This window comes from Chryseobacterium hagamense (genome assembly GCF_007991455.1).
Classification (GTDB): Bacteria; Bacteroidota; Bacteroidia; order Flavobacteriales; family Weeksellaceae; genus Chryseobacterium; species Chryseobacterium hagamense.
Window position 1 is genome coordinate 1 of record NZ_BJYJ01000023.1, and the last position, 20,051, is coordinate 20,051.

Here is a 20,051-nt window from a genome sequence, read left to right on the forward strand (position 1 = left end):
TTACGGACAGATTAATTTTCAGATCGGCAACCGGATTACGCTGGCTTCAGGAAATGCCAATGCTGAAATCTGTGACAGCGATGTCAACGGTTCGGAAAGTGCCAACCTGAATAATTATAAAAACCTGTTCACTGCCGATCCCGGAGTAAGCCTCACTTTTTACAGCACGCTGGCCAATGCACAGGCGAATACCAATGCAATTGCTTCCGTTCAGACCATCACCGCTACCCAAACCTTTTATATAAGATTTACAAGCACATCGGCCTGCCCGAATACCGGCATTTTAACCATTACCTTAAAGGCACCGAAAAAATCTACCGTACTGGCTGATAAGGTAGTCTGCCCTGATGACAACACTACGCTGGATGCCGGCCCGGGCTTTACCTCCTATCTATGGAGTACGGGAGCTACCACCCAATCCGTAACCGTCGGGGCCGGAAGCTATTATGTAGACCTTGGATTTAACGGTTGTGTATACCGCCAATCGGTAAACGTTACTACAGCGCCTTCGCCGAAAATTACAAAAATCGAAGTTTCAGGTTCCAACGCCACCATATCCGTATCGGGAGGTACCCCGCCTTACAGATATTCATTAAACGGGATCGACTATCAGTCCTCCAATATCTTTACCGGACTTTCAAGAGGCATCCATACCGTGTATGTAACCAGCGTAGACAGATGTTCTCCGGTAACATCTGAGTTTCTGGTGCTGAACCTTATCAATGCCATCACACCGAATGGTGACGGGCACAATGATGTCCTGAATTATTCTGACCTGAGGATCAAACAGGATGTTTCTATTGAGATCGTCGATCGTTACGGAGCGGTTGTTCACAGATCTTCCGGTAAAAATTATACCTGGGACGGAAAAATAAACGGGGCACCGATACCAACAGGAACTTACTGGTATTTATTACGATGGACCGAGCCGGATACCCAATTGCCGGTTTCATATTCCGGATGGATTCTGGTTAAAAATCGCGAATAAATTTAAATTTTTATTAACATTTTATTAACGGTACTGGATAATTATCTAAATTTGTAGAAATCCTAAATCATTGTACATGAAAAGATTTCTATTATCTTTCGTATTATTCCTTCTCGGTTTTAATACCTTTTTTGCCCAAAGGGATACGGAACACTGGATCGCACCTTACTATAATACAGTCACGGATTATAGCAATGCTTTATATTTATCTACCGATTCCGTCACGCCTTTTGAGGTGAGAATTTATAACAATAATGCATTGCTGACCACTGTCACGATAAGCAAGGGAAGCCCGCAGATTTATTCGGTGGCCAACAGTATTATTGCAGCCAAAACATCTACCGATGCTTTTAAAGTCATTAACAAAGGATTATACCTCAATGGTGACAAGCCCTTTTACTGCAGCTTACGGATGGGGCAGTCTGCCCACGGAGAAATTATCACCAGTAAAGGGAAAGCGGGCATCGGCAAAACGTTTTTTGTTGCAGCCAGCCCGAATACGCCTGCTTCATCAACCTACACCGCCAATTACAATTTTACTGCAGGAATCATGGCTACCGAAGACAATACCCTGGTAACAGTATCCTGGAACACTTCCGGCCTGGTATTTACAGGCGGTACCCCGGCAGGAAACTCCCACTCCTTTACTTTAAATAAAGGACAATCTTTCATTTTCTCGGGACCCGGCACAACAGATGCCAATCTAAGCGGATTTATCGGGGCCAAAGTGGTTTCCGACAAACCGGTGACGCTTACCAACGGGAGCTGTAACGGAAATTTCGGGCTGGGCAGTTCGGGGGGATCCGATGCGGTGCTCGACCAATCCGTTCCTACAGAAAGACTGGGAAATACCTTTGCCATCGTAAAAACAAAATCCACCGCCCCGACCCAGAATATGGAAGGAGGCATCATCATTGCAACGGAAGACAATACCCAGATTTTCGTGAATGGCGGAACCATGCCTATAGCAACAAAGAATACCGGAGAATGGTATAGAATCGATGAATCCAATTATATTGCCCAACCAGGAGCAGGAACGCATTCCAACATGTATATTTCCACTTCCAAAAATGCATACCTTTATCAGTTTGTGGCTATCAACGGCGACAATGCAACCTGCGGCTTCAACTACATTCCGCCGTTGAACTGTTTCCTGCCGCGAAAAATTGATGAAATCGGGAAGATCAACGAAATGCCCGGTGTCAGTTCTACAATAAGTCTGAAATTAAATATCTTAACAGAAGCGGGATCTACCATAACCTATAGTCTGAATGGAGGGCCGGCTACGGTACCAACTGCCGCACAGGGCCCTTACCCATTAACCGGAAATACGAACTGGGTAACTTATGCCATTGAGAATCCTTCGGGAAATCTTACAATTAATTCAACAAAAGCGGTGACTGCCGGTATAAACGGAGGGTACAGCACTGCCGGATACGGAGGGTATTTTGCCGGCTTCTCTTCAATTCCGGTTATTGCGAAAAAAACAGGGGAATGCGTTCCCGGAATCGTACTGGAAGTAGACGACAGTTATGAGACCTATCAATGGTTCCTGAACGGTGTTGCCATTACCGGGGCTACACAGAATACCTATACGCCTTCCGCTGCAGGAAATTATACGGTAAAGGTGACGATGGGAACCTGTCCTCCGGTGACGACGCCGATTTATAAAGTAACCAGCTGCATAAGAAATACAACGGCCAGCCTTAATGCCTGTGCCACAAAAATCATTACGCCTGCATTCTCATTTACAACAACACAGACCCCGGTAGCCAGTACCGTTACCATCCTTACCCAGCCTACTCACGGTACGGCAACCATCAATGGATCTGGACAGATTACCTACACTCCGAACCCGGGATATCTGGGACCCGATACTATTATTTACCAGTTCTGCGGAAATGCAGCCGAATTTGTAGACTGCGAACACGTTACTCTAAACCTGACGGTAGTTCCTTTTATCCTGACCGATACCACCATCAAAGCCTGCCAATACAATGGTAAAGGATTCTTTGATCTTACAGCGGCTAGCGTAACCACTTATAATCCTGTAGTGAAGAAATTTTATCCGACCTTGGCTGACCTGAATGCAGGAACCAATGAAATTACGACAAATATTGACAATTATTTTTCAGGGGCCGGCTTTGTTTATGTAAAAGTAACAACCAATGAAGGCTGTACCGGGAATGCAAAAATCACCCTGGATTTCCTGCCTACCCCAGTGGTTACCGAAGCGACCATAAGCGAATGTTTCCTTGAAACGGATGAAACGAAGGCGGCATTTAATCTTTCTTTAGCCAATGTTTCGGCACAGACTCCGGTCACTAAAAAGTATTACCCTACTTTTGTGGATGCGAGCAATGCAACCAACGAAATCCTGGCCCCTTTACATTTAACTTATATTTCCGGAAACGGAACCGTATATATCCGGGTATATAATTCAAACGGGTGCTATGCAATTGCCAAAGTAAATCTTGTGGTGATTCCTCCGAAAAGATCGTCTGTTCTCGTAGATAAAACCATTTGTATCGATGCCAGAACGAATCTTGATGCAGGGCCTGGTTACCAGTCTTACCAGTGGAGCACGGGAGCTACGACCCAATCCATTTCAGGTGTAGCCGTAGGGAACTACTGGGTGATCCTGAAAGATAACGGATGTTCCGTAAAACAGATGGTAAGCGTTAAAAAAGCAGAAGATCCGGTGATTACGGAGATTGAAATTTCCAACAACACAGCCACCGTTCATGTAAAAGGCGGTAAAACACCTTACCAATATGCCGTGGATGTACCCGGAAACTGGCAGGATTCCAATGTATTCACAGGTCTTTCCAGAGGCCAGCATTTATTTTATGTAAAAGATGCTTACAATTGTACGCCGGTTTCCGTAGAAGTTACCGTACCGAATCTGCTCAATGCCATCACGCCGAATGGTGATAATAAAAACGACTATATCGATTACAGCGAACTGGCCTACAAAGAGAATCTCAGTTTTGTCATCTATGACCGGTACGGAAATAAAATTTTCACCGGTGATAAATTCAATAATTACAAGTGGGACGGCAGACATTTCGATAAGAAGATTTCCACAGGCACTTACTGGTTCCACATCAACTGGAATGAGCCGAATAAAGAAAAGACGCCGATCAAATACACCGGATGGATTCTGGTAAAAAACATCAATTAAAGTTCCTCACGGAAGAATTCTCAGACCACGATTTTACAATCGTGGTTTTTTTATGGCTTAATATATTTTTTAATAATAATTTAATGTCTAAAAGAATTTTCTATTATTTTTGCAAAAATCCATATTCCATTTTATGAATAAAATTTTATTATCGTTTGTATTAATTCTCCTGGGAATCAATACGGTCTTCGCACAGAGAGACACCGATCATTGGTTTGCGCCAATGGCCGCCAGAAGCTCTGTGCTCTTAAGCCCTCAGCAGGCACTTTATTTTTCTACGGATTCCACAACGCCGTTTCCGATACAGATATTCAGCAACAATGCGGTGATCGGTACGGTAACCGTCAGTAAAGGAAACCCTCAGACGTTTACAGTTCCGCTGTCCGCAATGATTACTTCTGCAGAATCAGACCTGTTTACCCCCATCAGTAAAGGCTTATATACGAAAGGTACACGGCCTTATTATGCCACGCTCCGTTTTTCTGTAACCAGCCATGGAGAAATTCTTACGTCAAAAGGAAAAGCAGGAATCGGGACAAAATTTTATGCCGTGGTATCTCCGATCGAGAATATTACCTCCGGATCTGCCTCTTCTACGCTCCTAAATTTTATGGCCGGCGTTCTGGCAACGGAAGACAACACCACCGTAACGGTTTCAGGATATTCTCCGAACACCGTATTTACCAATGGCTGGACAGGCGTGACCAATCCGACCATTACTTTTACCTTAAATAAAGGACAGTCTTATATTATAGAAGGAGTTGGAAATACGGCAGCCAATAAAAAAGCATTCATTGGTGCCAAAATCGTTTCCAACAAGCCGGTCTCGGTAACCAACGGAAACTTCAACGGGCAGTTTGCGCTTACGGGTTCTTTTGACGGATCGGATACCGTAATGGACCAATCCGTACCTACCGACAGACTCGGGAATGAATTCGTAGTGGTAAAAGGAAACGGGGACATCAGTAAAAGAATGGAAGATGCCCTGATTGTTGCAACGGAAGATAATACGGAAGTGTATATTAATGCTGGAACTACCCCGGCTGCCGTTCTTAATGAAGGGCAAAGCTACCGGGTAAATGAAGTAAGCAATACCAATTATATCAACCAGGGAAACAACCATTACAACATGTACATCAAGACCACGAAGAATGTATATGTTTACCAGCTGCTGGCCGGGGTTGCCAACAGCAATGCCACCATCGGGTTCAATTATATCCCGCCGCTGAACTGTTATTTGCCGAGAAAGATTGATGAAATCGGAATGATCAACATCCTTCCGCCAACTACGAATAGCGTAAAACTTAATATCCTTACCGAAAAAGGAGCTGCCGTTACGGTAAACGGAGCTGCGCCTCCCGCTGCCCAGGGCCCTTACAACGTAACGGGAACCAACAACTGGGTTTCGTACTCCGTTCCTAATGTGACGGGAAATATGACGATTACTTCTACAAAAGCCGTTACAGCCGGTATTTCGGGAGGTAGCGGTGTTGTAGGATACGGCGGCTATTTTGCAGGATTCTCGTCGATCCCGGTAATTGCTAAGCAGACCGGTGACTGTATTCCAGGTCTGATACTGGAAGTGGATGACGGATTTGACTCGTACCAATGGTTCAGGGGAAATACTGCCATTCCGGGAGCCACTTCCAATACCTTCACCCCAACCCAGTCAGGAAACTACACGGTACGGGTAGTCGTAGGAACCTGTGCCCCGGTAGTGACTCCGGTATTTAAAGTATTTACCTGTCTTAATCAGACCACGAAAGCATTGACGGTCTGCGAAGGTTTTCAGAGTGTCGTTCCTTCGTTTACCAATTCTACCCAGACCTATGTTCCGAGTACCGTAACGATTGTTACCCCACCGGCAAACGGCACGGCAGTGATCGATCCGAATGGGGTTATTATCTATACCCCGACTTTCGGATTTGTAGGGAACGATACCCTGGTTTATAAATTCTGCGGAAATGATCCCGAATTTACAGACTGTGAACAGGTTACCCTGACGTTTACCGTTTCAGCCAGCCCGGATGTAAACGACGCGACTTTAAGGTCCTGTTTTATCACGGCAACCCCGGCAAAGGGCTTATTTAATTTAACCACTGCTCCCGTAACAAGTACGCCGGGCGCCACTAAAAAATATTATCCGTCGCTTACCGATGCGCAGAACGGAACCAATCCGATTGCAGATCCCACAAATTACATCGCCCCTAACGGAGTCGTTTTCGTACGGGTAAGCAATGCCAACGGATGTTTCAGGGTGGCAAAAATCACCCTGGTGGTTCTTCCCCCGGTATATTCGAGCCTTCTTGAAGACAAGATCATCTGTATGGAAGATACCACGACTTTAGATGCGGGTCCCGGATTTACTACTTACAAATGGAGTACGGGGGCAACCAGCCAGAGTATTAATAACGTAACGGTGGGCACCTACTGGGTAGATCTTAAAACAGGAGACTGTACCGCAAGGCAGACGGTAAAAGTATATGCTTCGGAGCAGCCTGTGATTTCCGGTATCGATATTTCAAACAATACCGTTACGGTAAATGCAGCCGGCGGAACCGCACCTTACCAATATTCAATCGATAACATCAACTGGCAGGACTCGAATGTATTCGCCAACGTTCCCAGAGGCAACCATACATTCTACCTGAAAGATGCTTATGACTGCGACCCTATTGACGTGGAAGTTACCGTACCGAACCTCATCAATATCATTACTCCCAACGGGGACGGCGTGAATGATGCACTGGATTATTCTGCGTTAGCGCACAAGCCGAATTTCGTATTTAATATTTACGACCGGTACGGTGCAAAAATGCATCAGGGAAATAAAGCCAACGGATACAAATGGGACGGTGGTGTAGGCGGAAAAAAAGTACCTACCGGAAATTACTGGTTTGACCTCGGCTGGAATGAGCCGAACAGCAGACAGACCCCGGTTAAATATTCGGGATGGATTGTTGTTAAAAACAGAGATTAAGACAAGTTCCATAAATTATTAAAAGCACGGTTTTTAAACCGTGCTTTTTTTATTCTTTTCCCATTTAATTGGAAATAAAAATCTATTTTTGTTTAAAACTAATCTTCCGACCATGAAAAGATATTTCTATTTCCTGTTCTTTCTTATTTTGCCCTTCATTCATTTGTCGGCATAAAGGGATACCGAACACTGGTTTGCTCCTTTCTCATCTGCTAATTTTTCTACCGGCACAGCGAAACAAGCCCTCTACCTTTCAACGGATTCAACGATACCGTTTGCGGTAGATATTTACAACAACAATATTGTTATTGGTACCGTTACCATCAGCAAAGGCAGCCCGCAGCTTTTTGACATTACTGCAGCAACCATGATCGGATCTGTTTCGGCAGACCTTTTCAGTGTAGGTACCAAGGGACTTTATCTGAAAGGAAGTAAGCCGTTTTTTGCTACATTCAGGTTTATCGTGCCTGCTCATGGAGAAATTCTGACGTCCAAAGGAAAGGCAGGAATCGGTACGAAGTTTTATGCCGTTGTCGCTCCTCTTACCAACACCAGCTCATTCATGAACTTTACAACGGGGATTCTTGCCACTCAGGACAATACCACCGTAACAGTTTCCGGATATGCCAACAATGTGGTTTTTACCAACGGGACTACGGCAGCTGCCATGCCTACAATGACGATTACCCTGAATAAAGGACAATCGTATATTGTGGAAGGACGGGGAAACCAGCCGGGGAACCTGAAAGGCTTTATCGGTGCAAAGATCGTTTCGGACAAGCCCATCTCAATTACCAACGGGAATTTCCTCGGTGAATATAATATCGGTACTCCTCTTACAAACGGGGATATTGTGATGGATCAGTCGGTACCTACCGAAAGGCTCGGAAAAGAATTCGTTCTGGTAAAAGGATACGGCAATATCGCTTCAGCTACCGAAGACGCCTTAATTGTTGCTACGGAAGATGACACGAAGATTTTCGTAAACGCTAATCCTGTGCCTGTTGCCACCATTAACGAAGGGCAACATTACCGGGTAAATGAAATCAGCAATACCAATTATATCAACCAGGGGAACGATCATCACAACCTGTACGTCAGGACTTCTAAAAATGCTTATGTATACCAGCTTCTTGCCGGTACGCCAACTTCCAGCGCAACCATCGGTTTTAATTATATCCCGCCTCTCAACTGCCTGCTGCCAAGAAAAATCGATGAGATCGGAATGATTGAAAAACTTCCGCCTAACACCTCAAATACGATTAAATTAAATATTTTAACGGAAAAAGGTGCTGCAGTAACGTACAGCATCAATGGAGGAGCACCGGTAACCCCGACGGCAGCACAGGGACCTTATGATGTAACAGGTACGTCGGATTGGGTATCCTACTCCATTACCGGAGTAACGGGAAATGTATCAATCTTTTCTACAAAAGCCGTGACGGCAGGAATTGCCGGAGGAAGCGGTGTGGTAGGATACGGAGGCTATTTCGCAGGATTTACCTCGATTCCGGTGATCAGCAAAACCGGTGACTGTACGCCGGGAATTACCCTGGAAGTGGGAGATGGTTTTGAATCTTATCAGTGGTTCCTGGGATCTGCTCCCATTACCGGAGCCAACAGCAATACCTATACGCCGATGCTTCCCGGAAACTATACCGTCAAAGTAGGAATGGGCGGATGTTTTGCAACAACTCCTGTTTTCCTGATAGAATCATGCTATGAACAGGTAGTCAAGAGCATGGTGGTTTGTGATGCTCAAAAAACGATAATTCCGAAATTTACCAATCATCCGGTGGCTATTGTTTCCGGTACTTTACAGATAGATACACCGCCTGCTCACGGGACAGCAGTTATCCATGCTGCAACGGGAAATATCATATACACCCCTGCAGCCGGATTTGCAGGAAATGATGTTCTGGTTTATCATTTCTGTGCCGACCCTGCCACGGGTGTAGGCTGCGAACAGGTAACCATGACCATGATCGTTGATCCCAATCCTGTGGTACAAAATGTATCCCTGAGATCCTGCTATATTGCCGCAAAACCTGCGATGGCTTTATTTAATCTTGAAACAGCACCTGTTACTACCGCAACAGGAGTCATAAAAACATTTTACCCGACCCTTACCGATCTTACCAACGGAACCAACGTTATTGTGCCGGCATCCGCTTTCATTTCATCCGGTACCAAGGTCTATGCGAAGGTGACGAATTCAAACGGATGTTACAGCATTGCTGAAATTACGCTGGTCGTGATTCCTCCCGTAAAATCTACCGTATTGGCGGATAAAATTATCTGTATCGAAAATAAAGCGGTACTGGATGCCGGGCCAGGCTTTGACGGCTACGACTGGAGCACAGGGGAAACTACCCAAACCATCAGCGCCGGTATCGGGACCTATTGGGTAAACCTCAAATCAGGCGAATGCTATACCCTCCAGCCTGTAAAAGTGATCCCTGCGGTACAGCCGGTGATTACAGGCCTTGATATTAAAAACAACACCATAACGGTACTGGTAACCGGCGGAACTCCTGCGTATAAGTACTCGCTGGATGGCATCCAATGGCAGGATTCAAACATTTTCGACCATCTTCCGAGAGGGGAAAACAGAATATATGTAAAAGATTTTTACAACTGTGAGCCGATTGATGTTACGGTAACGGTCCCTAATCTCCTGAATGCCATCACTCCGAACGAAGACAGCAAGAACGATTATATCGATTACTCGGAACTGGCTTATAAGAAAGACCTGATTTTCAATATCTACGACCGGTACGGAAACAAAATCCATCAGGCTGATGCCTTCAATAATTACAAATGGGACGGAAGCATGTATGGTAAGAAACTGCCTACTGCCACGTACTGGTATGAAATTACCTGGACCGAACCGAATAAGGCGCAAACCCGGATGAAATATTCCGGCTGGGTTCTTGTAAAAAATATCGATTAAGCCATTTATTAAATACTGAAAGCCATGATTTTAAAATCGTGGCTTTTTATTAATTTTTTAACGCGATAATACTTTTTATTATTAATTTTGTGTTAAAGGCAACCTGAATGAAGAAAATTCTATCTCTTTTATTTGTATTTTACTTTTTCACCTTTACTTTTGCTCAATTGGACAGGGAACATTGGTTTGCCCCAATGGTAGACCGCACGGGAAATCCCAATCCTTATCAGAAGCTGTATCTTTCCACCAACCGGACGACCCCGTTTCCGGTAAGCATTTACAATAACAATGTCTTAATTACGACCGTAACTATCAGTAAAGGAAATCCCCAGAAAGTCGATATCCTCAGGGATTATATCATCACTACCCAGCAGACCGACCTTTTTACGCCGACCGCAAAAGGGATTTATGTAAAAGCGGAGTTCCCTTTTTATGCCAACCTGCGGTTTTCAGTATACAACCATGCCGAAATCATCACTTCCAAAGGGATTCCTGCTACCGGAAAAATATTCTATGCAGCCAGTGCGCCCATTACCGTAAACAATTCGATCCTGAATTTTATGACGAGTATCCTGGCAACGGACGACAACACTACGGTTACCGTCTCAGGATATAAACCTACGGTACAATTTTCAAACGGAACGACCGGGATTACCACCCCAACCATGACTTTTACGCTGAATAAAGGACAATCCTATATTATTGACGGAATCGGAAACAATACGGGAAATTCTGACGGATTTATCGCGGCCAAGATTGTAGCGGATAAAAATGTAAGTGTTACCAACGGAAACTTTAACGGGCAATATGCAGGAAACTTCGATTCAAGTTCCGATATCCTGATGGACCAGGCGGTTCCCGTAGAAAGACTGGGAAATGAATTTGCCCTGGTAAAAGGTAACGGAAGCATCGGAGCCAATATGGAAGGTGCCCTGGTTATTGCCACCGAAAACAATACGGAAGTCCGTGTCAATAATGAAACTGCACCCGTTGCGGTTTTAAATATCGGGCAATATTTTATGATTCCCGATACCAAATATCAGCTTCAGGGGAACGGGCATTATAACCTGTACATCAGGACTACCAAAAACGCCTATGTTTATCAGGTTCTTGCCGGTGCCGGCACTGCAGGGAACGAAGTAGCTACGGGTGGTTTTAATTTTATTCCTGCCCTCAACTGTTATCTTCCGAAACAGATTAATGAGCTTGGCCTTATCGATGAGAACTTTGTCTATTCCAACGGAAATCCCAGCGGAATTTTAAATATTCCTACCAAACTGAATCTGATTACTGAAAGAGGAGCTGTAGTTACCGTCAACGGAGGGGTTCCGCCGGCGACGACAGGTCCTTTTGACATGACAGGAACCAATAACTGGGTGACCTACGGCATCCCGAATGTTACCGGAACGATTACCGTTAATTCTTCAAAAGCAATTATGGCCGGAATCAATGCCGGAAGTGATGCGGTAGGCTATGGCGGTTTTTTTGCCGGATTTCCTACACAGCCGGTCATCCTGAGATCCGGAGGAACCTGTATTCCGGGGATCGTGCTTACGGTAGACCCTATTATTTACGATACCTACCAATGGTATGTGGGCGGTGTTTTGATTCCCGGGGCTACCGGCTCTTCCATTACCCCGACCCAGCCAGGCTATTATACCTGCTCCGTGACCATGGGGAGCTGTGCGCCGCTGGTCACGGAACAGTTCAAAGTGTTAAACTGTACCCGGTTTACCAATGTCACTTATGGCGTGTGCAAACCAAAAACCATTACGCCGGCATTTACAGCCTCTACCCAGATACCCGTACCATCAACTGTAGCCATCGTTACTGCTCCGACCTTAGGAACGGCAACCGTAAATCCTGCAACAGGAGTCATTACCTACGCCGTTATCACGCCAGGTACAACAGGAACAGACACCTTCAGCTATACGTTCTGTGGAAACAATGCTGATTTTCCCGATTGCGAAACAGTAACGGTAACGATTAATATTCAGGTCCTGACGGTAAACAACGCCACCCTCAAGGTGTGCGACAATGGTTCGGGGCAAGGGGTATTTAATTTAACCACGGCCAATGTAACTACCAATTCACCGGTGACCGCTACCTATTATACATCCCTGCTCAATGCCCAGAACGAAACGGCAGGAACGGAAATTACAACGCCTGCAACCTATACCGCTGCCAATGGAACCATCATTTATGCAGTAGTAAAAAATAATATCGGATGTAAGGAGATTGCACAGATTACGCTTAATCTATATCCTTTTGCCAACGTACTCAGCAATTACACGGGAACTTTCTGTGATGATAATCTGGATGGCGTGGTAAATGTTACGTTACCGGATATTACTCCGTTGGTCTTAAGCAATCCTTCATATTTTACCAATGTAAGATATTATGCAACCCTTGCGGAGGCTAATTTGGGAAGTACTAGTACGTTACCAAACAGCTGGTCTTATACCACAACCACCACGATTTACATCAGAGTGGACTCCCCGGACGGATGTCCGCCGGTGATCAAACCGCTTATTTTTATCATCGGTGCTAAAATCCCGCTGCTGAAAACAAGTTTTGCCATGACGATGTGCGACGATAACCTGGACGGAACCAAATCGATCGACCTGCAGTCTTTCATCAACCAGTTTACCACGGATCCGCAGGTAACGGCAACTTTTCACCCGACATTACTTGACGCACAGAATAATACGGCCGTCATGACAAATCCTATGAATCTGAGCGGCTCAACCACCGTTTACATAAGATTCGAGAAACCGGGAGTCTGCCCGAATGTAGCCTCCATTACCATCACGGTCAAGATTCCGAAACATTCGCCGGTTCTGGTTAATAAAATCATCTGCCCCAATACGCTGACCGTTCTTGATGCAGGACCGGGATTCGACAGCTACCACTGGAGTACGGGAGCGACCACCCAGTCTATTTCCAATGTTTCTTCCGGAGCCTATTATGTAGATCTTACTTTTGACGGATGTACATACCGGCAGACGGTAGACGTTACCGAATCTACCCTTCCGGTCATCTCCCTGATTGAAATTAACGGCAGCACGGTAACCATCGGAGCCACCGGCGGCACACCCCCTTATGAATATTCCCTGGACGGCACAAGCTGGCAAAGCTCCAACGTATTCTATAACGTGCCACGGGGAAACCATACCATGCACGTCCGTGATTCCAACCGGTGCGAAGAAGCGACGAGGACATTTGTTATTATCAATCTCATCAATACCATTACCCCAAACCTGGACGGGTATAATGATGCCATCGATTATTCTGCGCTGATGAACAATGAGAATATTATTTTCAGGATTTTCGACCGTTACGGCGCAGAGATTTTCAGAGGTTCTCCTTCCAATAAATTCATCTGGGACGGGAAAATCACAGGACGTCCCGTAAATACCGCCACCTACTGGTATTTCATTAGCTGGACGGAATTCGGAGGAACGACCACGGTAAAATATACAAGCTGGCTGCTTGTGAAAAATTATTAATATCAAAAGACAAAATTGATCTGCTGGCCGGAATATTTAAACAAATAAAACCCTTATAACATTCATTAACAATTTTGAATTAAAGTTTAATATAACTTTAACCTGTTTCGGGTGCTCAGACCGATATAAGTTGGTATAATTTCTGTGTAATTTTGCCCTATCATATGAATAAGCTATTTACCCTCTTGCTGTTGGTTTTTCTGGCAAAAATTAACGCACAATCCTACTCGGGCGAAGTATTCCTGAAAGACAACTCCGTACTGTATCTCAACCAGATGTATGTCACTAATCTTACCACTCTCAAAACGGTTCTCAGTGATTACAACGGTGATTTTTCCATTCCGGCCAGTCCCGGAGACATCATCCGCTTTACTTCTATCGTAACGGAACGGAAAGACATCAGGCTGACGCAGCAGATGATGGAACAGAGAAATTTTGTGGAACTGAAAATTGCCTATCATGATATTCAGGAAGTTATCATCAGCCGTTTTAAACCGACGGGCAATCTGAGATACGATATCAACTCAATCCGGAAAGAAGATAAGGCACTGGCCATAAAAAAAGTAATCGGCCTGCCGGAACCGAAAGGCGACGGAACGCCTCCCCAGCTGCCGGTTGCCGGACTGCGGGACGGCGGACTTACATTCAGCCTGGAAAGCATCTATGACATCCTTTCCGGGGAACGGAAGAAAAAACAGCGGTATGTCGCCTACGAAAGGATGAATACTTCCATTGCGCAAATCAAAAACTACCTGGGGAAAGATTATTTCACCCGATTTAAAATTCCTGACAACCTGATCGATAATTTCCTTCAGTTCGTATATACCTCAGAAAATATTGAGCCGTATGTAATGGCCGGAAATTTTGAAGCGATAAAAATCCCTATAGAAAAATATCTACCGATTTACCAGCGGCGACTCAGAAATTCTCATCTTCAGGATGTTGTAAAATAATTACTGCCGGATTTATATAAAATTAAAGAATGTATATTGCTAAATCGCAGTATACATTTTTTGTTTTATTCAAATAATGTTTATTTTAGCAAAAATCTAAGCCAACACATCATCTGATGTGCTGCCTGCTGCGATTTAGCCACCAGTAACCTGAAAAAATCAATTAAGAGAAATTAGCATTGATCTTTTTTTAATCCTGAATATTAGTGAATGAAAAAGTTACTTCTGTTTTTCAGCACCCTTCTGCTCCTCAATCTTTCAGCCCAGTCTAAAGGTAAGGACTACAGCGACATTTTACGTAGCAAAAGCATCTACGAAATCAATGCTTTTTTAAGGGATGCCCATCCGGACGATCCCAGGAGATCCGTATTAAAGCCTCGGGTAATGGACATGATGAAGGAATACATCAAAAATGCCAAACCGGGGGACCTGAAAGTAAAGCAGATGCAGGACTGGCTGGCCATGCTTAAAAGAAGGCCTTCCACAAAGATATCTTTTGATGAGATGAACGCCATCATCAAGCAGAAACAGATCGCCAAGTATCAGAAAGAACTGCAGGTTGGGCGGACGGCGGTAGTCTACACCCCAAGCAATCCGAAGAATGTCTATATTGCTCCGGCTGCAACGACCACTGTGGCAGCTGCCATTCCGGATACTGAAGCGGCTGAATTCAATATGCTCATGGCAGAAAACCCTTCAGAGCACAAGAACAAAACCGTTAAAATATTAAATTCGCTTTTCGATAATGATCCGAATGCCAAGGAATGCATCGTGATGATCGAAAATAAATCCGACTGCAATATTATCGTGCGCATAGAAGGTATCGGTACCACGAAGTACAGGCTTCCTGTCCCTTCGCATGGTGACAACTCGATAGTTGTTGAAAAAGGGGATTACCTTTTCACCAGTATCGTCTGCGGTGCGCAGTATGCCTCGCAGAAAACCATCCAGAAACCACTGATGGTTGCTTTGGGAAGTTCGTCGAAGAAATAAAGGCCTCCTACTATAATTTTCAGCTCTTAAAAAGGGTATTTGTGTAAAATTCATTAGTTTTGCAGGATTTTATAAATTTCTCATGGGTAAAAATAAATTAGCAAGATTTGCAGAAAATAAAACATTGCCGAATGTCATCCAACCGACAAGAGAAGAAGCTCTAAACGGCTTTGCTCTTAAAGGAAAGTGGAGAACGGATTTTTTTAAGAATGAAAATCCGATCGTTCTGGAACTGGGCTGCGGAAAAGGAGAATATACTGTAGGTCTTGCCAAAACATTTACAGACAGGAATTTTATAGGCATTGATATCAAGGGAGCGCGGTTCTGGTTCGGGGCAAAAGAAGCAGTAGAAAACGGAATGGATAACGTGGCTTTTCTGAGAACCCAGATTGAGCTTGTGGATTATTTCTTTGGAGAAAATGAAGTGGATGAAATCTGGATTACCTTCCCGGATCCTCAAATCAAATACAAACGGACCAAGCACAGGCTGACCCATCCGGATTTTCTGAACCGGTATAAAAAATTCCTGAAACCCGGAGGGATCGTCCATCTGAAAACCGATTCCGAGTTTCTGCATGGCTACACCCTGGGTTACCTGCAGGGGGCAGGGTATGAAATCCTTACCGCCCATCACGATATTTACGGCGCCGTGGAATACAATCCGGATACACCGCACCTGAAAGACATCCGCACCTATTACGAAGAACTTTTTTCGGCAAAAGGAAAAACGATAACTTATATTAAATTTAAAATCAATTAAAAAACACACAACTTATGATGAAAAACACCCTTATTTCGAGACACACAAGACTTTCAACGTTCACGGTAATTTTTAGGTAAACTATATTTAAACCTGACCCGATACAATAAGGCTGTAATATTACATCCCTCTTATCGTCATATATAAACATACACTTACCATGAAAAAAATAACCTTGACTGTTTTAATTGGTTCCTGCCTTCTTTCCTGTAAGACCAATCCTGTGGAAAATGATTTCCGGAACATCCTCGAAAGTAAAAATATTACGGAAATAGAACATTTCCTTCAGGCCTCCCATCCCGATGATCCCAGAAGAAGTGTGCTGAAACCCAAACTCATCGCCCTTAAAAATCTTGAATGGACCAAAGGAAGTAAAACGGCTCACCCTATGGAAGCCCGCCCGGTGATTGCCGAAATACCGGGTCATCTCCTAAAAAACTCCAATTCTGCAGAAGCTGAGGAATTTAAACGGCTTATCGCCTCAACAACGAAAGAACATTCTGAAAAGACGGTCCGGCTTCTCAATGCGATGTTTAATGAAGATATCAGCAGCAAAGAGGTCATCCTGCTGTTCAGAAACCAATCCGACTGCAACATGATTGTGAGGATCCAGGGAAAAAAATTCTATAATTTAGCGGTTCCGGCCAGAAACGAAAATTTTATGGTCATCAACAAAGGGAGCTACACCCTGACCAGTAATGTATGTGATGTGGTCTATACTTCAAAGAAAGAAATCACGAAAAGCCTGTTTCTGACCATCAATAATCCGGTATCCGCCGGGAAGTAAAACTTTTCCCCGAAAGAAGTAAAAAGATTACATTTACATTCTAAATACGGTATCAATGAAAAGTCTTTTTTATTTCCCGGCCCTGGCCTTTGTTATTCTGAACAGCTGTGAAGCAACGCATCATAGAACAACCGCTGCACCGGTAAAAAGAACGCCGGTTGTTTCCAATACCGTTATCAGCACGCCCCCTGCCAATCAGACGGAAACAGAATATCAGACCCTGAGCAAAACGTATAAATCGGAAACGGCTGCCGTCCTGACGGCTATTCTGAACGGTTCTGACGATCCCGACAAGACCTCCCTCGTTGTGGAAAACAAGTCCCGATGCAATATGGTGCTAACCGTCAGCGGAACCAATTATTTCAAGAAAGTCCCGATCGCGGTGGGTAAAATCGGGGCCGTTATGGTTCCGAAAAACCAGAATTATAACCTTTCGGGCATGGCCTGCCATTCAGTATACCAGAAAACAAAATTCATATCGGAGCCCTACCGGACGGCGGTTTCGGATTGACAGAGAAAATTAATGAGACTTATTCTAACGTGAACCCGAAGAAAGATCTGGATTAATAGGCTGGAAGCAGGATAAGGGAAATAGATCTTGTTAAGATAGGATTAAACCCTGATCCTGAAACCAAATATTTTTTTCATTCCACCAAAGCGCGTTCTTATTTAATCCTCAATGCCTGATTTATATTGTTTTTAAAATTCCGAAACAATGGCTTACTACAGGATAGGATGAAGTCCTGTCAGGTGTGCGACTGTTTATTTGTTCTGCCAGGAGAAATTCCATTTAAATCCCGACTGGATTAGTTTAAATTTTATTTTTGAATTAATTAAACGGCTGAATATAATTTCAGTACGGTCGAATTCACGTTATTTTAATTAACATAAACTGCAAAACTGGAAGATCTGATTCCTGATTCGTCAGGCAGATTATTTTACAATTAAAGCGCACAGAAATTTTCAAATTATTTTAAAGCAAAGTCGAATAAATCATTTCCTGATAACCAGCTACCTGATATTCATTGAAATACACAATCCGAAAGTATTATTCGACCCGATCACCGGATAGCTGATAAAAGAAATTTTTTTATCAGGGCTTTGAAAAGTCAGTTTCGATAAAGGATTCCATTGATCGACAATCAATGCCACCGTAATTCCCAAACCTGCCCCTGCAAGAATATCACCGCACCAGTGCCGGTTATTGGCAACCCTCATCAATGCGGTAGCACCGGCAAAAACGAAGCCTGAGCCTGCATACCAGATGTTCGAGTCTTTATATTCCGAGAACTGTAAAGCGGCCATTGTAAAAGATAAGGCCGAGTGCCCCGAAGGAAAGGAATTTCTCGCTGAACCGTCCGGTCTTATATCCCTAAATGATCTTTTACAGATAAAAATAGCACCCCCGGTAATTATTGAAGCTAATAAAGTATTCTTTTCCATCTGCAGATAGGTATTCTTAGACTGGAATCCCAGTGAATTTCCTGAAAATATCAACATGGCAGGTGCATACTGAATATAATTATCAGCCTTTGTTTTGAAATTTCTATGCAGCATTCTCTGAGAATTATTCTGGAGATTGCGTTGCAGCGAACGAATTTTTAAAAGAGCTCCGGCCGTAATGAGTCCTGCCGGTAAAATAAATCTATGATACGGATATTCTTTCTCTTCAGATTTTGACGGTATATCAACCGATAAGCTATCCTGAGCCTGAAAGGACATCGAACAGAAAAGAAGGATAATGATAAAATACCTGATCATTTTAAAAAGAAATTTTTACTCCGGCTATATGATAATTCATCATGCTTGAAGCGGTAAACTGAATACGGTAGGCGCATGCCCCTCTAATCTTCTGAATGCTTGTATACCTGCTCTTTGAAATGGTTTTTCCGATAAAATATCCCAATGCCAGCGCGATCGGGTAATCTGATGCCCAATGGACCTGGCTTTGCATCATCTGGAAACATAGAGCAGAGGCAAGCGTATACCCTACCGGCTTAATCCATTTTACTTCAGGATAGTTGTCTGCAATTACGGTAATACCGGCCATGAAAGTGGTTAAATGTCCGGAAGGCATCGCGTCGTAGTGCGGTGTCTGCCCGGCAAAAGCAGAAAAACTGGGAAAGAAGTTCCAGTCTCCTCCGGAGTTCCCGTTTTCAATGGCAACGAAGGGGCTTTCCCGGCCTGTTATCCTTTTCAGCGTCTGCGAGAATACTCCGGAGAGAATGAGACTTTCCATCAGACCGCTGGCGGTAGCCTGTGCACGGTAATCGTTTCTGATAAGCCCGTAAGTTCCGAAGCCTATTCCCAGCAGTACCAGGGTGGATCCGTTTCCTATCAGATAAAGTCCGGAACCGATATCTTTCGGCAGTTTAAATACTTTCGCTACCGTTTCGTAATTGTTATTCTTATCCATGCCCCAGTGTTGGGCAAGCTCCCGGGTGTTATCAGTCAGCTTCTGATCTGCCGGTAAAAGGAAAACCGTAGCAGCCACTGCGCCACCCAAATAATAAGCGTGGTCTTTGGCCACCATATTTTTGCCGCTTTCTACAAAATTTTTAGGAGCTTTAGTAATGAAGTCTAAGATTTTCGTTTTTTTATACATCCTTACCGAATAATCCGGAAGATGACAAGTCTTAAACCCTAACGAATCATCAGGTGGTAAAGTCTTCATATTTTGTGCTGATACCAGCATGGTAAAGGGTAACAGGAAGAAACTGATTTTTTTCAACATTTTTAGGTAAATTATTTAATACCGCAGAGCATAGCAATGGCCCGGAATTCCTGAGATATAACGTGATCCATTGACCATATTTTTTCAATCTTTAGCTGTCTAGTATTGCCGCAAAAATAATAATTTTATAAAAAGCCATTGCTAACTGCATATTATAGAATTCTTAAAATAAGATTAAAATATATAGGAAGAAATATGATCCGTTTTGAA

The 20,051-nt window shown here is 43.9% G+C and carries 12 protein-coding genes; 10 read left to right on the forward strand and 2 right to left on the reverse strand.

The window, feature by feature from the left end; all coding sequences use genetic code 11:
* The 10 genes from CHA01nite_RS16000 to CHA01nite_RS16045 all read left to right on the forward strand — a co-directional run.
* The coding region (locus CHA01nite_RS16000) for a T9SS type B sorting domain-containing protein (protein WP_146943181.1) at positions 1 to 988 on the forward strand (988 nt) is incomplete at its 5' end.
* Positions 989 to 1,064: 76 nt separating this feature from the next.
* Complete coding sequence (locus tag CHA01nite_RS16005; RefSeq protein WP_146943183.1) at positions 1,065 to 4,172, forward strand: FIDD domain-containing protein; 3,108 nt, start codon at positions 1,065 to 1,067, stop codon at positions 4,170 to 4,172.
* A gap of 133 nt (positions 4,173 to 4,305) precedes the next feature.
* Positions 4,306 to 7,152, forward strand: a complete 2,847-nt coding sequence (locus CHA01nite_RS16010; RefSeq protein WP_146943185.1) for a T9SS type B sorting domain-containing protein — start codon at positions 4,306 to 4,308, stop codon at positions 7,150 to 7,152.
* Between the two features lie 367 nt (positions 7,153 to 7,519).
* On the forward strand, positions 7,520 to 10,105 hold the full coding sequence (locus CHA01nite_RS16015; protein WP_170234750.1) for a T9SS type B sorting domain-containing protein: 2,586 nt from the start codon (positions 7,520 to 7,522) through the stop codon (positions 10,103 to 10,105).
* A 107-nt stretch (positions 10,106 to 10,212) separates the two neighbouring features.
* A complete protein-coding gene (locus CHA01nite_RS16020) occupies positions 10,213 to 13,614 on the forward strand; it encodes an FIDD domain-containing protein (protein ID WP_146943187.1) in 3,402 nt (1,133 codons plus the stop codon).
* A 164-nt stretch (positions 13,615 to 13,778) separates the two neighbouring features.
* The gene (locus tag CHA01nite_RS16025; RefSeq protein WP_146943189.1) at positions 13,779 to 14,567 is read left to right on the forward strand and encodes a hypothetical protein; all 789 of its coding nucleotides are present in this window, start codon (positions 13,779 to 13,781) and stop codon (positions 14,565 to 14,567) included.
* A gap of 210 nt (positions 14,568 to 14,777) precedes the next feature.
* Positions 14,778 to 15,560 (forward strand): DUF6759 domain-containing protein, encoded by a 783-nt coding sequence (locus CHA01nite_RS16030; protein WP_146943191.1) that lies wholly within the window; start codon positions 14,778 to 14,780, stop codon positions 15,558 to 15,560.
* Positions 15,561 to 15,642: 82 nt separating this feature from the next.
* Positions 15,643 to 16,320, forward strand: coding sequence for a tRNA (guanosine(46)-N7)-methyltransferase TrmB (trmB, locus tag CHA01nite_RS16035; RefSeq protein ID WP_146943192.1), 678 nt, complete (start codon positions 15,643 to 15,645; stop codon positions 16,318 to 16,320).
* 160 nt (positions 16,321 to 16,480) lie between these two features.
* On the forward strand, positions 16,481 to 17,107 hold the full coding sequence (locus CHA01nite_RS16040; RefSeq protein WP_146943194.1) for a DUF6759 domain-containing protein: 627 nt from the start codon (positions 16,481 to 16,483) through the stop codon (positions 17,105 to 17,107).
* 55 nt (positions 17,108 to 17,162) lie between these two features.
* Positions 17,163 to 17,618 carry a DUF6759 domain-containing protein gene (locus CHA01nite_RS16045; RefSeq protein ID WP_146943196.1) on the forward strand — a complete coding sequence of 152 codons (456 nt, stop codon included), beginning with the start codon at positions 17,163 to 17,165 and terminating at the stop codon, positions 17,616 to 17,618.
* A 500-nt stretch (positions 17,619 to 18,118) separates the two neighbouring features.
* Here CHA01nite_RS16045 and CHA01nite_RS16050 read toward each other — a convergent pair whose 3' ends face one another.
* Positions 18,119 to 18,868 (reverse strand): phosphatase PAP2 family protein, encoded by a 750-nt coding sequence (locus CHA01nite_RS16050; RefSeq protein WP_146943198.1) that lies wholly within the window; start codon positions 18,866 to 18,868, stop codon positions 18,119 to 18,121.
* A 1-nt stretch (position 18,869) separates the two neighbouring features.
* Positions 18,870 to 19,781, reverse strand: a complete 912-nt coding sequence (locus tag CHA01nite_RS16055; RefSeq protein ID WP_228458436.1) for a phosphatase PAP2 family protein — start codon at positions 19,779 to 19,781, stop codon at positions 18,870 to 18,872.
* Between the last annotated feature and the right edge of the window lie 270 nt (positions 19,782 to 20,051).